This window comes from Flavobacterium sp. 2, assembly GCF_049949195.1.
Taxonomy (GTDB): domain Bacteria; phylum Bacteroidota; class Bacteroidia; order Flavobacteriales; family Flavobacteriaceae; genus Flavobacterium.
The window spans coordinates 1,492,401-1,511,453 of record NZ_CP188206.1 but is presented as its reverse complement, the minus strand read 5'-3'; the positions used below and the strand labels follow the sequence as shown (position 1 = coordinate 1,511,453).

General features: G+C 33.2%; 12 protein-coding genes. 6 read left to right on the top strand and 6 right to left on the bottom strand.

Features of this window, described 5'->3' with window-relative positions:
• Positions 1-278: 278 nt before the first annotated feature.
• The 5 genes from asnB (at position 279) to secDF (ending at position 11,387) form a co-directional block, all read left to right on the top strand.
• Positions 279-1,886, top strand: coding sequence for an asparagine synthase B (gene asnB / locus ACNFIH_RS06390; RefSeq protein ID WP_426485958.1), 1,608 nt, complete (start codon positions 279-281; stop codon positions 1,884-1,886).
• A 209-nt stretch (positions 1,887-2,095) separates the two neighbouring features.
• A complete protein-coding gene (locus ACNFIH_RS06385) occupies positions 2,096-4,840 on the top strand; it encodes a M16 family metallopeptidase (RefSeq protein WP_426485957.1) in 2,745 nt (914 codons plus the stop codon).
• 357 nt (positions 4,841-5,197) lie between these two features.
• Positions 5,198-7,138 carry a DNA topoisomerase (ATP-hydrolyzing) subunit B gene (gene gyrB / locus ACNFIH_RS06380; RefSeq protein WP_426485956.1) on the top strand — a complete coding sequence of 647 codons (1,941 nt, stop codon included), beginning with the start codon at positions 5,198-5,200 and terminating at the stop codon, positions 7,136-7,138.
• A gap of 112 nt (positions 7,139-7,250) precedes the next feature.
• Complete coding sequence (gene mdh / locus ACNFIH_RS06375; RefSeq protein ID WP_035649045.1) at positions 7,251-8,186, top strand: malate dehydrogenase; 936 nt, start codon at positions 7,251-7,253, stop codon at positions 8,184-8,186.
• Between the two features lie 228 nt (positions 8,187-8,414).
• Positions 8,415-11,387 (top strand): protein translocase subunit SecDF, encoded by a 2,973-nt coding sequence (gene secDF, locus ACNFIH_RS06370; RefSeq protein WP_426485955.1) that lies wholly within the window; start codon positions 8,415-8,417, stop codon positions 11,385-11,387.
• Positions 11,388-11,853: 466 nt separating this feature from the next.
• On the opposite strand, the gene lgt is transcribed toward secDF, so the two are convergent.
• The 6 genes from lgt to ACNFIH_RS06340 all read right to left on the bottom strand — a co-directional run bounded on the left by lgt (position 11,854) and on the right by ACNFIH_RS06340 (position 17,568).
• A complete protein-coding gene (lgt, locus tag ACNFIH_RS06365) occupies positions 11,854-12,786 on the bottom strand; it encodes a prolipoprotein diacylglyceryl transferase (RefSeq protein ID WP_426485954.1) in 933 nt (310 codons plus the stop codon).
• Positions 12,787-12,852: 66 nt separating this feature from the next.
• Positions 12,853-13,092, bottom strand: a complete 240-nt coding sequence (gene yidD / locus ACNFIH_RS06360; protein ID WP_426485953.1) for a membrane protein insertion efficiency factor YidD — start codon at positions 13,090-13,092, stop codon at positions 12,853-12,855.
• A 20-nt stretch (positions 13,093-13,112) separates the two neighbouring features.
• Entirely contained in the window at positions 13,113-14,591 is a 1,479-nt protein-coding gene (cysS, locus tag ACNFIH_RS06355) for a cysteine--tRNA ligase (protein WP_426485952.1), read from the bottom strand.
• A 77-nt stretch (positions 14,592-14,668) separates the two neighbouring features.
• Complete coding sequence (gene folE, locus ACNFIH_RS06350; protein ID WP_035649036.1) at positions 14,669-15,340, bottom strand: GTP cyclohydrolase I FolE; 672 nt, start codon at positions 15,338-15,340, stop codon at positions 14,669-14,671.
• Positions 15,341-15,495: 155 nt separating this feature from the next.
• On the bottom strand, positions 15,496-16,224 hold the full coding sequence (locus ACNFIH_RS06345) for a hypothetical protein (RefSeq protein ID WP_426485951.1): 729 nt from the start codon (positions 16,222-16,224) through the stop codon (positions 15,496-15,498).
• A 147-nt stretch (positions 16,225-16,371) separates the two neighbouring features.
• Positions 16,372-17,568, bottom strand: coding sequence for a pyridoxal phosphate-dependent aminotransferase (locus ACNFIH_RS06340; protein WP_035649032.1), 1,197 nt, complete (start codon positions 17,566-17,568; stop codon positions 16,372-16,374).
• A 124-nt stretch (positions 17,569-17,692) separates the two neighbouring features.
• Between ACNFIH_RS06340 and ACNFIH_RS06335 the strand changes: the two genes are divergently transcribed.
• Entirely contained in the window at positions 17,693-19,018 is a 1,326-nt protein-coding gene (locus ACNFIH_RS06335; RefSeq protein WP_035649031.1) for a PDZ domain-containing protein, read from the top strand.
• The last annotated feature ends 35 nt before the right edge of the window (positions 19,019-19,053 follow it).

Below are 19,053 nucleotides of genomic sequence, written 5' to 3'. Positions count from 1 at the left end.
AAACGTTCTCTTAATTGAGGACGTTTTTCTTGTCTTAAGTTATTTAGATTGTATGTTTTCAGATAGTTAAAAATAACTTCGACAATAATTTGACTTTCTTTTTTATATTTGACATTCGTCGAAATAAAGTTAAATGTCTGATATTATAATAGGATTATAAAGGAAAAGCAGAAAATAATATTTAGTTTTGCTGCAGATTATAAAGTATAATCGTTTTTGCAGCTAATTGGCTTCATATAGTGAGTTTGAAGAAAATAATAAGTAAAAAAAATTAGAATATGTCTGGATTATTAGCCGTAATAGGCAAAGGAAAAGACCCAAAACTTGTACAAGAGCTTTCAGCAAGAATGTCTCATCGCGGACCAGATGAGAGTGATTTGCACATTATGGATAACGGAAGCGTGCTTTGTCACGAAAGTTTATCAATTGTTGACTTAAATACTGGCAAACAGCCTATTCAGGGAACAAATAGAGCCTGGATGATTCACGATGGTGAGATTTACAATTATCAGGAATTAAAAAATACTATTTTAAAAGATCATACTTTCAGAACCAATTCAGATTCAGAAGTTATTGTGCATTTGTATGAAGAGTTTGGATATAATTTCTGTAATAAATTAGATGGAGATTTTGCTTTCGTTATAATCGATGGAGATGATTATATCGCAGGTAGAGATCCAATTGGAGTGAAACCGTTGTATTATGGTTTGGACGAAAGAGGAAGAATTTATTTTTCTTCTGAAATGAAATCAATTGCGGATCAATGTAAATCGTTTTCAACTTTCCCTCCAGGGCATTATTATACAGCAAAAACTGGTTTTGTAAAATATTATCAGCCAGATTGCGAGGATCATAAAAAAGCAATTGAAAGTTTAGATTTAGGCTTAATCCGTGAGAGTTTGATTGAGGCTACGCGTAAACGTTTACTGAGCAATGTTCCTTTAGGAGCTGTCATGTCAGGAGGTTTGGATACTTCTTTGATTTCGGCTATAGCTTCTAGGCTTTTAAAAGAAAATGGGCAAAAACTGCATTCGTTTTCTATTGGCTTAAATGCTGATGCTCCTGATAATATCGCAGCAAGAAAAGCAGCTGAGTTTTTAGGAACAGAGCATCATGAAATTCATTTTTCTGTTGAAGAAGGCGTTAAAGTATTGGAACAAGTAATTTATCATATTGAAACGTATGATATTATTTCAGTAAGATCTGGAGTTCCAATGTACATTTTATCAAAAGCAATTGCTGATGCCGGAATAAAAGTTCTTCTTTCTGGTGAAGGTGCCGATGAGATTTTTGGTGGACATTTATATTTTAGAAATGCGCCATCAACAGAAGCGTTTCAGGATGAAACTATAGAAAGAGTTCAAAAGCTTTTTACTGCCGATTTATTACGTGTTGATAAAACTACAATGGCGCATGGTTTGGAGGCAAGAGTTCCGTTCCTGGATACTGCATTTTTAGATGTTGCTATCCGAATTAAACCAGAAGAGAAACAGCCGAAAACATATGATGGCATTGAAAAATATATTTTAAGAAAAGCATTTGATACTCCAGAAGATCCTTATTTGCCGGCAGAAGTTTTATGGCGTCAGAAAGAACAGTTTTCAGACGGAGTTGGGTATAAATGGGTTGATGAATTGATTGAATATTGTGCTTCACAAGTAACAGACGAGCAATTAGCCGGAGCAAGTGCAGAATTCCCATACAATTCTCCAACAACAAAAGAAGCTTATTTATACAGAAGTATTTTTCATAAATACTATCCTCAGGTAAGCGCTGCACATACGGTTCGTAAATGGATTCCGAAATGGCAGGATAATCTTGATCCGAGTGGAAGAGCAAATGCTGCGCACGTAAAAGTGCCAGGTGTGGAGCTTCTAAAGTCTTAAACTTCAATTTAAAAGAAAGTTTTTAAGAACTATAAATTATAAAAACCGAAACTACATTTCAAATGTGGTTTCGGTTTTTTTATTTTCAATTATATTATTTTACGGAATGCCGTAAAATATTAAAAGTAAGTTAATAAGGATTTTCTGTTTAAGAAAAATATTATATTTGATTACCAAGAATAATATAAATTCAAACCATTTAACAACCTATGAGAAACCTATTATTAAGCGGAATTCTATGCTGCTCATTAATTTCTATGAGCTCAGTTTATGCACAAAAATCGGTGGCGACTAAAGAGACGCCAAAATTTATTACAAATGTCGAAGGTGTCAAAGAATATTCTTTAAAAAACGGATTAAAGGTTCTTTTGATTCCTGATGCTTCTCAAAGCAATATGGTGGTTAATATTGTTTACAATGTAGGTTCTAGAAATGAGGGTTATGGCGAGAAAGGAATGGCGCACTTGCTAGAACATATGCTTTTTAAAAGCACAAAAAATCTGGGAGATATAAAAAAAATGCTTTCAGACAAAGGAGGAAATGCCAACGGAACAACTTGGCTTGACCGAACAAATTATTATGAAGTTTTTCCATCAAATGATGAAAATCTGAAATGGAGTATTCAAATGGAAGCAGACAGGATGATTAATGCGACGATTCTGCAAACTGATCTTGATAAGGAATTTTCAGTTGTGAGAAATGAGTTTGAAATAGGTGAAAATAATCCGGATCGTGTTTTACAGGAAAGAATCGTTTCGACTGCTTATTTATGGCATAACTACGGAAATAGTACTATTGGAAGCAAAGAAGATATAGAACGTGTTAAAGCAAATACGCTTAGAGTTTTTTATGAGAAATACTATCAGCCGGATAATGCCACATTGATTGTTGCAGGTAAATTCGATGAGCAAAAAACATTACAATATGTAGGTCAATATTTTGGAGCTGTTCCAAGACCTAAAAGAGTTTTAGATAAAACCTATACAATTGAGCCTGCACAAGACGGTGAAAAATTTGTAGAGTTAAAAAGAGCGGGAGAAAGCAAAAATATGGGAGCGCTGTATCATACCGTTTCTTATGCTGATAAAGATTATGCTGCGCTAGATGCTTTGGGCGAAATCTTAACCGCAGATCCATCAGGATATTTATATAAATCATTGGTTGAAACTCAAAAGGTTTCTAGCTTGTATTTTTGGCAGCCAACAGTGAGAGATGCGAGTTATATGTATTTTGGATTTGCTATACCTAATGACAAAGACATTAAAGCAACACAAGATATTGTTAGAACAGAATTGGATAAAATCATCACAACAAAATACACTGATCAGGACGTAAGCAGAGCTCAGGCGAAAATTATTAAACAAATTGATGCAATAAAAAATAATACGATTTCATTTGCAATCAATTTGACTGAAATTATTGGTTCTGGAGATTATAGATTAGGATATTTGTATCGCGATGCCGTTGAAAAACTAACGAAAGAGGATATTCAGCGTGTTGCTGAAAAGTATTTTAGAAGCAATAATAGAACAGTAGGTATTTTTATTCCTTCAAAAGATGAACAAAGATTAAAACCTGTAGAATATACAGATGAACAAATCGTTGCATTGACTAAAGATTATAAAGGAAAGGCTTTAGAAAAAGAAGTTGCAGCTTTTGAAGCGTCAATCAAAAATTTAAAACAAAATTTGACAGAAGGCAAACTGACAAATGGTGCAAAATACGGCTTGATTAAGAAAGAAATTAAAGGCGGAAAAGTTCAGGCTAATTTTAGTTTTCCTGTAAGTAATGAGAAAGATTTGACTGGGAAATCAGATATTGGTGGTATTATGGCACAGCTAATGAAAACAGGAACAACTACAAGAAGCAAGGAGCAAATTCAGGATCGTTTAGATCAATTGAAATCAAGTATTTATTTCAATTTTGATCATCAAACTTTGTCTGTTTATGTGAATACTTATAAGGAAAGTTTCAAAGAGGTTATGGGGATTTTAGAAGATTTGCTTCTTAATTCAACTTTTCCGCAAAATGAATTAACTAAAACAATAGCAGAATATAATACTTATTTAGAAGGAAACTTAAATGATCCGCAATCTATTGCTTTTACAGAGATTGCAAGACAAACGACAAAATATCCAAAAGGTAGTATTTTTTACACTTCGACTACACAGGAAGAAATAGATGCTTTTAAAAATATAAAACAATCTGAAATTGTAGATTTTTATAAAAACATCCTAGGTGGAAACAACGGTTTTGGAAGTGTAGTTGGGGATTTAGATGCGAAATCAACAGGAGAAATTCTAGAAAAAACATTCGGGAAATGGAACTCTAAATCGAAATATGAACGTGCTATTCCAACTTATTTTGAAACACAAAAACTAGATAAAGATATTATTACTCCAGACAAAGAAAATGCAGTTGCCGTAGGAAGAGTTAGCTTTAAAATGGATAGAAAAAATGCAGATTATCCTGCATTTGTCATGGCAAATGAAATATTAGGAAGCGGCGGTTTTTTAAGTGCCAGAATCCCTATGAGATTAAGAGAAAAAGATGGTATAAGTTATGGAGCCGGATCTTTTATTGATATTCCAGTTTCAAATGACGTAGCATCATGGAGTTACTATGCCTTTTTAAATCCAACGAAAAAAAATGCAGTTGAATCAGCAGCGAAAGAAGAAATTGCAAAAGCATTAAAAGATGGATTTACAGCCGAAGAGTTAAAATCAAATTTGGTAAGCTGGCAGAATGAAAGAAAAACTAGTTTAGGTAATGATAATACTTTGATGAGACTTGTAAATACTTATTTGCAGTATGGAATTCCACTTGAAGATTATGATGATTTAGAAAATAAAGTTAAAGGGCTTAAAGTTGAAGAAGTTAATACTGTTTTGAGAAAGTATTTGAGCTTAGATAAAATGACATCAATTTACGCTGGAGATTTCAATAAGAAATAATAAAAAGGAAAATTTCAAATTCCAATTTAAGGAGTTTTAAAATTATAAAAACCGAAATGCATCTTACAAATGTATTTCGGTTTTTTTATGTGTTGATAAAATTTGGAACTTGGAATTTTTACATTTTTGACATTTCAAATTTATAATCGCAATCTGAATTTTTATGCGATTATTATTTTTGGAATTTGGAATTTATGAATTTGGAATTTAAAATTGACTTTTTGGGCTGTTTTTTTGATTTTTTAGACAATAGTGTTAATAACTTAAGCGCTTTAAATGGGATTTTAACGGATATATAATTTGCGTTTTTATATATTTGCGTGTTAGACAATAATTACATTTTTTAGAATAAATTATATGAGCGAAGAAATCAAGAAGAACAATTATTCAGCAGATAGTATTCAGGCATTAGAGGGAATGGAGCACGTAAGAATGCGTCCGTCGATGTATATTGGAGATGTAGGGGTTCGAGGGCTGCATCATTTGGTTTATGAAGTTGTTGATAACTCTATTGATGAGGCGATGGGCGGACATTGTGATACTATTGGTGTTGCAATTAATGAAGACGGTTCGATTACAGTTGAAGATAACGGACGTGGTATTCCGGTTGATTTACATAAAAAAGAAGGAGTTTCAGCACTTGAGGTTGTAATGACTAAAATTGGTGCCGGAGGTAAATTTGATAAAGATTCGTATAAAGTTTCCGGAGGACTTCACGGTGTTGGGGTTTCTGTAGTAAACGCACTTTCTGTTCATATGAAATCGACAGTTTTCAGAGACGGAAAAATTTACGAACAAGAATACGAAAGAGGAAAGTCATTATATCCGGTAAAACAAATCGGAGAAACAGATAAAAGAGGTACACGTCAGACTTTCTATCCTGACAATACAATTTTTACACAAACTACAGAGTTCTCTTATGATACTTTGTCTGCTCGTATGCGTGAGCTTTCTTTCTTGAATAAAGGAATCACAATTACATTTACAGATAAAAGAGAAGTTGATGATAAAGGAGAATTCAAAAGTGAAGTTTTTCATTCAGATGAAGGTCTTAAAGAATACATCCGTTATTTAGATGGAAACCGTGAGCCAATTATTTCTCACGTAATCAGTATGGATCACGAAAAAGGTGAAATTCCTGTTGAAGTTGCCTTGATTTATAACACGAGTTATACAGAGAATATTTTTTCTTATGTAAATAATATCAACACACACGAAGGAGGTACGCATTTACAAGGTTTTAGAAGTGGTTTGACAAGAACACTTAAAAAATATGCTGATGCTTCTGGAATGTTGGATAAATTGAAGTTTGAAATTTCCGGAGACGATTTCCGTGAAGGTTTGACTGCAATTATTTCTGTAAAAGTTGCTGAGCCTCAATTTGAAGGGCAAACAAAAACAAAACTTGGAAACAGAGAGGTAGTTTCTCCGGTTTCTCAAGCGGTTGGAGAAATGCTTGAAAATTATTTGGAAGAAAATCCAAATGATGCAAAAATAATTATCCAGAAAGTAATTTTAGCAGCTCAGGCACGTCACGCGGCGAAAAAAGCGCGTGAAATGGTACAGCGTAAAACCGTTATGGGCGGTGGTGGATTACCAGGAAAATTATCTGATTGTTCAGAACAAGATCCTGCAAGATGTGAGGTTTACCTTGTCGAGGGAGATTCGGCTGGTGGAACAGCAAAACAAGGACGTGATCGTAACTTTCAGGCAATTTTGCCATTACGTGGTAAAATCTTGAACGTTGAAAAAGCGATGCACCACAAAGTATTTGAAAACGAAGAGATTAGAAATATCTTTACGGCTTTGGGAGTAACAGTTGGTACTGCAGAAGATAGTAAAGCATTAAATCTTGAAAAACTTAGATATCACAAGGTAATCATCATGTGTGATGCCGATGTCGATGGTAGCCACATTTCTACCTTAATATTAACGTTCTTCTTCCGTTTTATGAAAGAGCTTATCGAAGAAGGACACGTTTACATTGCAGCTCCACCTTTATACTTAGTTAAGAAAGGAAATAAAAAAGAATATGCTTGGAATGATGTTCAGCGTGATCAGGCAAACGAAAGAATGGGTGGAAGTGCCAATATTCAACGTTACAAAGGTCTTGGAGAGATGAACGCGGAGCAATTATGGGAAACTACAATGGATCCGAATTTCAGAACTTTACGTCAGGTAAATATTGATAGTCTTGCAGAAGCTGATCAGGTTTTCTCTATGTTAATGGGTGATGAAGTACCACCTCGTAGAGAATTTATCGAGAAAAATGCAGTTTATGCAAATATTGATGCATAAAATAAAAATTTAATAATTCCAATTCGTTTAATTGTTTAAATTTACTAGACAATTAAACGAATTGTCTTTTTAAGGAATAGACAAATAATTAATAACCGATAAAGTAAAAAATATGAAAGTTACCATTGTAGGAGCAGGAAATGTTGGAGCTACATGTGCAGATGTTATTTCTTATAGAGGAATTGCGAGCGAAGTAGTATTGTTGGATATTAAAGAAGGTTTTGCCGAAGGTAAAGCGTTGGATATTATGCAATGTGCTACAAACACAGGTTTTAATACCAAAGTTTCTGGTGTTACCAACGATTATTCTAAAACTGCTGGCAGTGATGTAGTTGTAATTACATCAGGAATTCCAAGAAAACCAGGAATGACAAGAGAAGAATTAATAGGGATTAATGCCGGAATTGTAAAAACAGTTGCTGAAAATGTATTAAAATATTCCCCTAACACTATAATTGTTGTTGTCTCTAATCCAATGGATACAATGACGTATTTGGCTTTAAAAGCTACAGGATTGCCAAAAAACAGAATAATTGGTATGGGTGGAGCTTTAGATAGTTCTCGTTTTAGAACTTATCTTTCTTTAGCTTTGGATAAACCTGCAAATGATATTTCAGCAATGGTAATTGGAGGGCATGGTGATACTACTATGATTCCGTTAACGCGTTTGGCATCTTATAATGGAATACCGGTTTCTCAATTTCTTTCAGAAGAAGTACTTCAAAAAGTTGCAGCTGATACAATGGTGGGTGGTGCAACGCTGACAGGTTTGTTAGGAACTTCTGCTTGGTATGCTCCAGGGGCTTCTGTAGCCTATTTAGTAGATAGTATTTTAAACGATCAGAAAAAAATGATTGCTTGTTCTGTTTTTGTAGAAGGCGAGTATGGACAGAATGATATCTGTATTGGAGTACCGTGTATAATTGGTAAAAACGGGATTGAAGAAATTGTAGATATTAATTTAAATGATCAGGAAAAGGCGTTATTTGCGAAAAGTGCAGATGCAGTTCGTAACATGAATGACGCTTTAAAGTCGATTTTAGTATAATAAAAACATTAAAAAAAAGAAAAGGCTGCACTTTTGCAGTCTTTTTTTTGAGATTAATTAATAAATAAATTGCTTAATCATTTCGAGAATTATATATTTGCTCGGTTTAAAAAAAATGTTGTAATTCGTGATCTCGATTTTTTAGTTTTAAAATCTCATGTCAGGGCTTATTTTTAGGGAATTTAGAACCAAAAACAAACAATAAAACATAATTAATTTTTAGTAATAATGCAGAATAAAGGACTTATTAAATTTTTCGCAATTCTATTTGCATTGGTAAGTATTTACCAACTTTCATTCACTTTTGTGGCAAATAATGTCAAAGGTGAGGCTAAAGCTTTTGCAGGAGATAATCCTGATAAAGAGCTAAAATATTTAGATTCTATTGGTAAAGAGAAGGTGTTTGATCTTGGTTTTACAGATTTTACTTACAATGAAGTAAAAAACAAGCAGCTAAATAAAGGTCTTGACTTAGAAGGAGGAATCAACGTGATTCTTCAAATTTCTATTAAAGACGTTTTAAAAGGTTTGTCAAACAACTCTAAAAACCCAGTTTTTAATAAATCATTAGCTGATGCAACTGCAAATTTAGAAGGAAATAAAACTTATTTAAGTAAATTTTTTGAAGCTTTTGAAGCAAATTCAAACGGAACGGTGAAATTGGCTTCGCCAGATATTTTTGCAAACAGAAGTTTACAAGGAGAAGGTGGAATTGATTTTCAAATGACTGATGCGCAAGCTCAAAAAGTTATTAAAAGAAAAGTTGATGAGTCTGTAGAAAGTGCTTATAAAGTATTAAGAGAGCGTATCGACAAATTTGGTGTTACACAACCAAATATCCAAAAATTAGGAGAAACAGGAAGAATCTTAGTTGAGCTTCCAGGTGCTAAGGATGTTGATAGAATCAAAAAATTATTAGGAGGAAAAGCTCAGTTAGAGTTTTGGGAAACTTTCAAGATTGAAGAAATCGGTAACTTCTTAGTAGCTTCTAATGAGGCTTTGAAAAAGACTGAAATCAAAAAAACAGAAACTAAAGCTGTTGTTAAAGATTCATTGAATGCTTTATTAACTGATGCTAAAGATTCTGTTGATACTAAAAAAGGAAACAATCCATTATTTGACAAAATGATTGGTCAAGGTGGTGGTCCAGTTTTAGGATATTTTGCTCCAAAAGATACAGCTACAGTTAATGCTTACTTCAAAAGAGCAGATATCAGAGTTTTATTGGGTGCTGACCAACACAATGCAAAATTTGTTTGGAGTAAACCAACTACTTTAAAAGATGCTAAAGGAAAAGAAGTTGAAGCAGTAGAATTATATGCTTTAAAAGGTAATAGAGATAATGTTCCTGCAATGAGCGGTGGTGTTGTAACTGATGCTAAAGATACTTTCGATCAATTAGGAAAACCAGCTGTTTCTATGCAAATGAACAGCCAGGGTGCTAAAGTTTGGGAAGAATTGACAGGAAGAGCTTTCTCTCAAAAAGGTTATATCGCTATTGTTTTAGATGATATCGTTTATTCTGCTCCTGGAGTTACAAGCGGACCAATCGCTGGAGGAAGATCTGAAATTACAGGTTCTTTTGATGTTGCTGAAACTAAAGATTTAGCTAACGTATTAAATGCAGGTAAATTACCAGCTTCTGCAGATATTATTCAATCAACTGTTGTAGGACCATCTTTAGGTCAGGCTGCAATTGATGCTGGAACTATTTCATCTGTTGTTGGATTTTTATTAGTTTGTTTATGGATGGTATTCTATTATGGTAAAGCTGGATGGTACGCTAATCTTGCTTTATTATTAAACTTATTGTTCTTGTTCGGAATTATGGCAAGTTTTGGTTTTGTATTAACATTGCCAGGTATTGCAGGTATCGTGTTAACATTGGGTACGGCTGTAGATGCGAACATTATTATATTTGAAAGGGCAAAAGAGGAATTACGTGAAGGTAAATCGTTATCTGAAGCTGTTGTAACTTCTTACGGATGGCACGGAGCAATGCGTTCTATTATTGATGCAAACGTAACACACGTTTTAACTGGAGCAATCTTGTTCATTTTTGGAACTGGACCAATCAAAGGTTTTGCATTGACATTATTAATTGGTATCGTAACTTCATTGTTTACATCTATCTTTATTGCTAGAATTTTCATTGACAGAAATATTGCTGGAAAAGGTGATTTAACTTTCTCTACTAACATTACTAAAAACTGGTTTACTAATTTCCATTTTGACTTTATTAAAATCAAAAAATTCACTTATATCTTCTCTTCAATTGTAGTTGTTGTGAGTTTGATTTCTATCTTCTTCGTTAACGGATTAGATGAAGGTGTTGATTTTGTTGGAGGAAGAACTTTCCAAGTGAAATTTGAGAAACCAATCGATGCAACTGTAGTTTCAGATGAGTTATCTGCAGCTTTCGGAACGCCAGTTGAAGCTAAGGTTTTAGGTGATGATGATCAATTGAAAATCACTACTAAATATAAAATTAAAGAAGATGGTGTTGCTATCGATGAGGAAGTAAACCAAAAATTATATCAGGCTTTACAGAAATATTACCCAAATACAACTTATGATAAATTCATCAACTCTTTTGATGGTAAAAAAGTTGGGGTTTTACAAGCTTCTAAAGTTGGAGCTTCTATTTCTGAGGATATCAAAACGAACTCTTATTGGGCAGTTCTTGGTGCAATGGCAGTTATTTTCTTATACTTAATGGTTTCTTTCCGTAAATGGCAATATTCATTAGGTGCGATTGCAGCTGTTGCGCATGACGTAATCTTTGTATTAGGAATCTACTCTTTATGTTATAAATTCATGCCTTTCCACATGGAAATGGATCAGCACTTTATTGCTGCGATTCTTACTGTAATTGGTTACTCTATGAATGATACTGTAATTGTATTTGATAGAATTAGAGAGTTTATCATCGGAAACCGTAAAGGAAGTTTTGAAGATATCGTAAATGCATCTATCAACACTACATTGTCTAGAACGTTGAATACTTCATTAATGATGATCATTGTATTATTAACAATGTTTATCTTCGGTGGAGAGTCAATTAGAGGATTTATCTTCGCTATGTTGATTGGTATTGTTGTAGGAACTTACTCTTCATTATTTATTGCTACGCCAGTATTGGTTGATACAATTTCTAGTGATGATAAGCACACAATTGAAGACAAACATAACAAGGCATAATTTAACCCTTGTTTTAAAATAGAAAAAGATCCAGTGAAAGCTGGATCTTTTTTTTGTTCCTAATAGTAATAGTTTTTTAATTTTCAATGGAAGTAAAGTTGTAGCATGAACTTTTTATTTAAGCCAAATTTTTAATGGAGAATCTGGAATTTGAATTATTGTATTCGGTTAATCTTCAAATGTAATTTTGATTAAAATCTTTTGAAAACAAAAACTTCTAGTCTAGCCCCGATGGAAGCGGTATCCTTTTTCCTGTTTCTTTAACAGGGAAAAGATATAGTGTACAGCGGGACAATAGATCTTTTGAAATGATATGTTTTTGCTTCTAAATATTATAAGAGTGAAGAAAATCGAGAATGGATTTAAACGATTGGTATTCTGATTGTAATTTGAAATTTTTGTTTCTGGAGCAAAAAAAATCCCAATAATATCATTATTGGGATTTTGTATTTTTTTAAGATCTTTATTAAGATGTCGCTAATGGATTTCTTTGCGCTCTAATGACAAAGAAAAGACCGATTATGATAAAAGGTATACTTAGCCATTGTCCTGTTGAGAAATAGCCTAATTCGCTCTCAAAACCGCCTTGACTTTCTTTTACAAACTCAACGATAAAACGGACAACAAATAAAAGGACTAAAAACAATCCGAATAAGTATCCTGATTTAAGTCTTGCATTTGTTTTCCAGTATAAGAAATATAAAGCTGCAAATACAAAAATGTAACAGAAAGCTTCATATAATTGCGTTGGGTGTTTTGCAGGGACCTGAGCTAGTAAATCAGCAAATTTTGGATCATGTGCAATTGCATTATAAGCTTCTTTAGGATTGGCAATTTGAGTTGCGTTAACAGCTTCTGCCTTGCTGAATTTATCATGTAAAAAGCGAATACCGAAAGCAGATGTTGTTTCGTGTCCGATAATTTCAGAATTGAAAAAGTTTCCTAAACGAACAAAAATCGCACCGCTGGCAACTGGAATAACAACACGGTCTAAAATCCATAATAATGGACGTTTTAGAATCATTTTACTGTAAAAATACATGGCAACGATGATTGAAATCGCTGCTCCATGACTTGCTAGTCCTTGAAATCCTGTGAACTCAAATTTTGGTTCAAAACGGAATGGTAGAAAGATTTCAAGCAAATGGTTTCTAAAATATTCCCAGTCATAAAAGAAAACATGTCCTAGACGCGCGCCGGCTAAAGTGGCAAGAACAGTCCAAACAAATAAAGAATCCAGTTTGTCAAGTGATTCATTTTCGCGTTCGAAAATCTTTTTCATTAGGTACCATCCTAAACCAAAAGCAATTACGAACATCAAACTGTAATAACGAATCATAAAAAATCCTAAATCAATTCCTTCTGAAGGATTCCAAACCAAATTTAAGGCGTGTGTCATGTAGTATTGTGTTTTTTATTAATTGTAAAAATAAATATTTAAAGCAGAGTTCCTCTTTATAAAAAGTTAATGTTTATGTGAACATTTCTTTTCCGGGACTGGGTCATACCCGGTTCTTCCCCAGGGATGACAGCTTAAAATACGTTTCATTCCGAGATAACCGCCATAAAATAATCCATGTTTTTGAAGTGCTTCAATCATGTAACTTGAACATGTTGGTTCAAATCGGCATGACGCCGGTGTAAAGGGCGAAATGGCGGTTTGATAAAAGCGCACTAATAAAATAAATGGAGTGATTGCTTTCATGGGTTTATGAAATGACTTTTTTAGATCGAAAAGCTGGTTCCTTCTTTTCCGTCTTTCAACTGGATTCCTAAAGCGATAAGCTGATCACGAATTTGGTCAGAAAGAGCGAAATTTTTATCTGCTCTGGCTTGATTTCTCATTCCGATAAGCATATTTACAACACCTTCTAATTTATCGTTATTGCCGTCAGAACCTTTTTCGTCGCTTAAGCCTAAAACATCAAAAACAAAAGCATTGATTGCAGTTGAAAATGTTTTCAAATCTTCAGCAGAAATGGTTTCCTTTCCGTCTTTTAATAAATTAATATAACGAACACCTTCAAACAATTGTGCAATTAAGATTGGTGTATTGAAGTCGTCATTCATTGCGTCGTAGCATAGCTGTTTCCATGCTCCAAAATCAATAGAACTTGTATTGCTTGTTGAAATCGCAGGCAATGCATCAAGCGCTTCCATTAATCTTTTGTATCCTTTTTCAGCTGCAGTAATAGCATCATCCGAAAAATCCAAAATGCTTCTATAATGTGCCTGAAGCATAAAAAAACGAGTTACCGAAGCAGAAAATGCTTTGCTCAGAATAGTATTGTCTCCGCTTAAAATTTCTCCTGGCAAAATATTATTTCCAGTAGATTTTGCCATTTTCTTTCCGTTTAAGGTAAGCATGTTGGCATGCATCCAGTAATTTACCGGAGATTGTCCTGTGCAGGCTTCATTTTGTGCGATTTCGCATTCATGATGCGGGAATTTTAAATCCATTCCGCCTCCGTGAATATCAAAATGATTTCCTAAGTATTTTGTGCTCATTGCAGTACATTCAAGATGCCAGCCCGGAAAACCGTCGCTCCAAGGTGAAGGCCATCTCATGATATGTTCTGGTTCTGCTTTTTTCCAAAGTGCAAAATCCTGTGGGTTTCTTTTGTCAGATTGCCCGTCAAGGTCACGGGTATTGGCAAGCATATCTTCAATATTACGGCCACTTAAAATTCCGTAATTATTGGTTTCGTTGTATTTTACAACATCAAAATAAACTGATCCATTGGCAACATAGCCAATTCCTTTGTCGATAATTTTTTTGATGATTTCGATTTGTTCAATAATATGGCCAGTTGCAGTTGGCTCGATACTTGGCGGTAAAAAGTTGAAAGCTTTTAGAATATCATGAAAATCTACAGTGTATCGTTGTACAACCTCCATTGGTTCTAATTGTTCCAAACGTGCTTTTTTAGCAATTTTATCTTCACCTTCATCAACGTCATCCACAATATGTCCAACATCTGTAATATTACGCACATAACGTACTTTGTAATCCAGATGTAAAAAATACCTGAAAATCACGTCAAATGACATAAAAGTCCTTACGTTTCCTAAGTGAACATTACTATATACGGTAGGTCCACAAACATACATTCCAACATTTCCTTCATGGATTGGTTTGAAATCTTCTTTTTCACCCGAAAGTGAATTGTATATTTTTAGGGGCTGACTTGTATATAAAGGCATAGTTTTGCTTGTTGTAATTTGTTTAATTTTTGATTTTTAAATGATTAACAGAGATTAACAATTAATCAATCAAACATTTAGAATTGGGTGTCTAGTTTGATGTAATCAAGAAATTCTCTTTTCGTTTGAGCGTCTTTGAATTTTCCACCGAATTCAGATGTTACTGTGCTGCTTTCAATGTCTTTAATTCCTCTAGAATTTACGCAAAGGTGTTTTGCATCGATAACGCAGGCAACATCTTCTGTTCCAAGTGCTTTTTGTAATTCCTGAACAATCTGCATTGTTAAACGTTCCTGAACCTGAGGTCTTTTTGCATAATATTCAACAATACGATTCATTTTAGAAAGTCCAATAACTCTTCCGCTTGAAATATAAGCAACGTGAGCGCGTCCAATAATTGGTAGTAAATGGTGCTCACAAGTAGAATAAACGGTAATGTTTTTCTCTACTAACATTTCACCGTATTTGTAATTATTGTCAAAAGTAGAAGCTTTTGGTTGTTTTGAAGGATTTAAACCACCAAAAATTTCTTTTACAAACATTTTAGCAACTCGGTTTGGAGTTCCTTTGATGCTGTCGTCTGTCAAATCCATTCCAAGTGTCTGTAGAATGCTTTCAACATCTTTTTTTATTTTTTCTATTTTTTCTTCATCAGTTATGTCAAAAGCATCCGCTCTTAAAGGGTTTTTTGCATTGCTGCTGAAGTGACTGTCACCAATTTCGTCTAAAAAATCTTCGTTATTTATCATTAAAAACTACTATTATAATGGGTATATCTTTTTAAGGCGGTAAAGATAATTAATAAAAAGCAAACCTTTTCTATCGTTTTTACTATTTAATCGATCCTTTTTGGATATAGTTTAAATTAACACTGCTCAATTTGAGTTTTGTTTGTTACTATTTATTACTTGAAAAAAAAGGAATAAGTCTGTATAAAATCAATTGAAAAATCGGCAAATGCTAATTTGTGGGTGTTAGTACTTTCTCCGGAAGGGAATTTTTTTGCAGACTGATATTTTGTTATTTCACTTTCAGGTTTCGTAAATCCGTAATTATATGCTGTTGCATAAAATCTAATTTTTTCCTCAGTACTTTTGAAATTAATATTTTGATATTTATATTCGGCAACAAACCAGAAAACTTTTAGATATCGCAATTGCCATTGCAAATTTGCTAAACGATTTATTCTTTCTTTTCGGGCTTCTTTTTCATCTTTGTTTTGAATAAGAACCCATTGATACGATTTTAGACTTTCGGTATTAGCAACATAATTTTCTAAATTTTCTAAAAATGAAGGTTTCATCTGAAAATAACCTGTTGAAAAATCAGATGCTTCTTTTCCTTTATTGACATACAAAATTCTGTTTGAAGAAGTTTCTAAATAATCTGAATAAGAATCGTATCGTAGGATTTCCGGAAAGGCAATCGAGAGAACTTGTGCTTTTTCGGTGTTAAGAAGTTCTAAGTCTATGAATTTCTTTTTCTTTTTTAATAATGAAAAAGCGCGGTTAATTTCTTGCCGATAATATTCGATGTCTTGGTCTTTAAAATCATTCTTTACTTCTTTACTATTTTTATTTATAGCAGATGCCGATATCAGAAACAGAAATGATATTACAATTAACTTTTTCATGTTAAAAGTCTTTAAATCTATAGCTAAATTACTAAGAACTAAACGATATGAAGTTTGTTTTTGAGGTTATTTTCAGAAAAGAGGAAACAAAAAAAATCTGTTTCAACATTGAAGTTAAAACAGATTTTAGAATAATGTATTTAATTTTTATCTTTTGTTATAAACTAAAAGAGCTTCTTTTAATATGTTAACCGCTGTAATTAGATCTTTTTTATTTAAAACGTAAGCAATTCGAACTTGATTTAGTCCCATTCCCGGAGTTGAATAAAAACCTTTTGCAGGAGCAATCATTACAGTTTCACCATTTAAATCATAACTTTCTAAAAGCCATTGTGCAAAATCATCAGAATCTTCTATTGGTAATTGTGCAATACAATAAAAAGCTCCTTTTGGTTTTGTAACAATTACGCCTTCAATTTTGTTTAATTCGGAAATTAAAGTATCGCGGCGCTCTTTGTATTCTGCAATAACTTCATCAAAATAACTTTGAGGCGTATCTATAGCAGCTTCACAGGCAATCTGCTCAATTGTAGGCGGACTTAAACGCGCCTGAGCAAATTTCATTACAGTTGCTAAAACATCTTTATTTTTTGTTACCAAACAGCCAATTCTTGCGCCACACATACTGTAGCGTTTAGAAACAGAATCAACCATGATGACATTTTGCTCGACATCTTCTAAATTCATTACAGAAAAATGAACATCATTTCCGTCATACAAAAACTCACGATAGACTTCATCTGCAATTAAATATAAGTCGTGCTTTTTTATCAAGCTCGCTAATTGTTTAATTTCGGCTTCAGAATATAAATAACCCGTTGGATTTCCAGGGTTACAAATTAAAATGGCTTTTGTCCTGTTCGTAATTAATTTTTCAACTTCTTCAATGCTTGGCAAAGCAAATGCAGTTTCTATAGTTGAAACAAGTGGTACGACAGTAGCACTTGTTGAAGATGCAAACGCATGGTAATTAGCATAAAAAGGCTCAGGAATTATAATTTCATCTCCTGGATCAGTAATTGTGGCCAGCGCAAATAGTAAGGCTTCAGAACCACCAGTTGTTACAATGATGTCTTCTGTGTTAACGTTTACATTTTGGCGCTGGTAAAAATGAGCTAATTTTTTTCTATAGCTTTCATATCCGGCAGACGGACTATATTCTATAATACTCAAATCAATATTTTTTACCGCCTCGATGGCCACTTCCGGTGTCTTGATATCCGGTTGACCAATGTTTAAGTGATACACTTTGTGTCCTTTTTTCTTTGCTAAATCTGCAAAAGGAGCCAGCTTGCGTATCGGTGATTCAGGCATGTTTCTGCCTTTGTGAGAAATTGTTGGCATGAGTATAAATTATTGAAGTGCAAATTTGCATTTTTTTTTTCGAATTTAACGTAAACATTATGAGGTGTTATGGAAATGTAACAATTATCAATATTTTTATTAATTTTATATTAAAATATTATCAATGAAAAAATATTTCATGTTGTTTTTTGGGCTTTTAACATCTTTAACTATGCAAGCTCAAGATGATTTTTTGATCCAGGGTCATAGCAGTAAGGTCACAATTCCATTTAAATTGATAAATAATCTCATCTTTATTCCAATAAAAGTAAATGGAGTAGAGCTGAATTTCCTATTGGATTCTGGTGTTGAAGAAACCATTATGTTTAGTATGGAAGAACAAAAAGAAATCAGTTTTAATAATGTTGTAAAAATAAAGCTTAGAGGATTAGGCAGCGAAGAAGAAATAGAAGGATTGAAATCGACTAATAATGTGCTGGAAACGCATAGCCTGAAATCTAGCACACACTTAGTCTATATTATTTTAGATCAAAATTTTAACCTATCATCGCACATTGGAATTCCAGTTAATGGCATTATTGGATATAAGTTTTTTAAAAATAATTTAGTTGAAATTAATTACTCAAAGAAAAAACTTTACGTTTATCCAAATAAAGAATCCATTAAAGAGAAACTGGACAAGAAATTCAAATCAGTTCCGATTTCAATTGAAAGATCTAAGCCTTATATTACTACAACTGCAGTAGTTGACAGTGTTAAGATTTCGGCTAAATTATTGATTGATATTGGTAATAGTGATGCTTTTTGGATTTTTGAGAACAATAAAATCAAATTGCCTAAGAAAAACTTCCCAGACTTTTTAGGAAAAGGATTTAGCGGTGATATTGAAGGACATCGTGCAAAAATTGCTAAATTTTCAGTCGATGAATTTGATTTTAAAAATCCGATAGTTGCGTTTCCGGATTCAACTTCGATTCGAAATGTAAAAATGGTACCAGGCCGAATTGGTTCGATAGGAGGTGAGGTTTTAAAACGTTTTACTCTTGTTTTGGATTATGCTGATGAAAAGCTTTATCTGAAAAAAAACAGTAAATTTTCGGAGCCATTTACTTATAACAAGAGCGGAATAACAGTTCAGCATAATGGTTTGCAATGGGTACAAGAAACGCTTCATTTAGAAACAGTACAGGTTGCGAATTCTATGTCAGACGTAGGTTACGACGCTAAAAAAGATGATAATTTCAAATATAAATTTTCATTAAAACCCGTTTATGAAATTGTGAATATTAGAAAAAAATCTGCAGCCGAAAAATGTGGTTTAAAAAAAGGAGATATAATTGTTAGCATAAATAACGCAGTACCTTATAAATATTCTTTACAGCAGATAAACAGCCTTTTAAAGTCGGAAGACGATGTGTGGATTAACTTAGAAGTTGAACGCGACAGTTTAATTTTAAAATTCAGATTTCGACTTGAAGATGAACTTTAGGAAAAGACATTTTAGAAAGTTTTTTGGGTCATAAT

Excerpts from the sequence above, each read along its gene's own strand:
- mdh (WP_035649045.1), top strand. The coding sequence starts at position 7,251 with ATGAAAGTTACCATTGTAGGAGCAGGAAATGTTGGAGCTACATGTGCA.
- gyrB (WP_426485956.1), top strand. The coding sequence starts at position 5,198 with ATGAGCGAAGAAATCAAGAAGAACAATTATTCAGCAGATAGTATTCAG.
- folE (WP_035649036.1), bottom strand. The coding sequence starts at position 15,340 with ATGATAAATAACGAAGATTTTTTAGACGAAATTGGTGACAGTCACTTC.
- yidD (WP_426485953.1), bottom strand. The coding sequence starts at position 13,092 with ATGAAAGCAATCACTCCATTTATTTTATTAGTGCGCTTTTATCAAACC.
- lgt (WP_426485954.1), bottom strand. The coding sequence starts at position 12,786 with ATGACACACGCCTTAAATTTGGTTTGGAATCCTTCAGAAGGAATTGAT.
- secDF (WP_426485955.1), top strand. The coding sequence starts at position 8,415 with ATGCAGAATAAAGGACTTATTAAATTTTTCGCAATTCTATTTGCATTG.
- ACNFIH_RS06345 (WP_426485951.1), bottom strand. The coding sequence starts at position 16,224 with ATGAAAAAGTTAATTGTAATATCATTTCTGTTTCTGATATCGGCATCT.
- ACNFIH_RS06340 (WP_035649032.1), bottom strand. The coding sequence starts at position 17,568 with ATGCCAACAATTTCTCACAAAGGCAGAAACATGCCTGAATCACCGATA.
- ACNFIH_RS06335 (WP_035649031.1), top strand. The coding sequence starts at position 17,693 with ATGAAAAAATATTTCATGTTGTTTTTTGGGCTTTTAACATCTTTAACT.
- ACNFIH_RS06385 (WP_426485957.1), top strand. The coding sequence starts at position 2,096 with ATGAGAAACCTATTATTAAGCGGAATTCTATGCTGCTCATTAATTTCT.
- asnB (WP_426485958.1), top strand. The coding sequence starts at position 279 with ATGTCTGGATTATTAGCCGTAATAGGCAAAGGAAAAGACCCAAAACTT.
- cysS (WP_426485952.1), bottom strand. The coding sequence starts at position 14,591 with ATGCCTTTATATACAAGTCAGCCCCTAAAAATATACAATTCACTTTCG.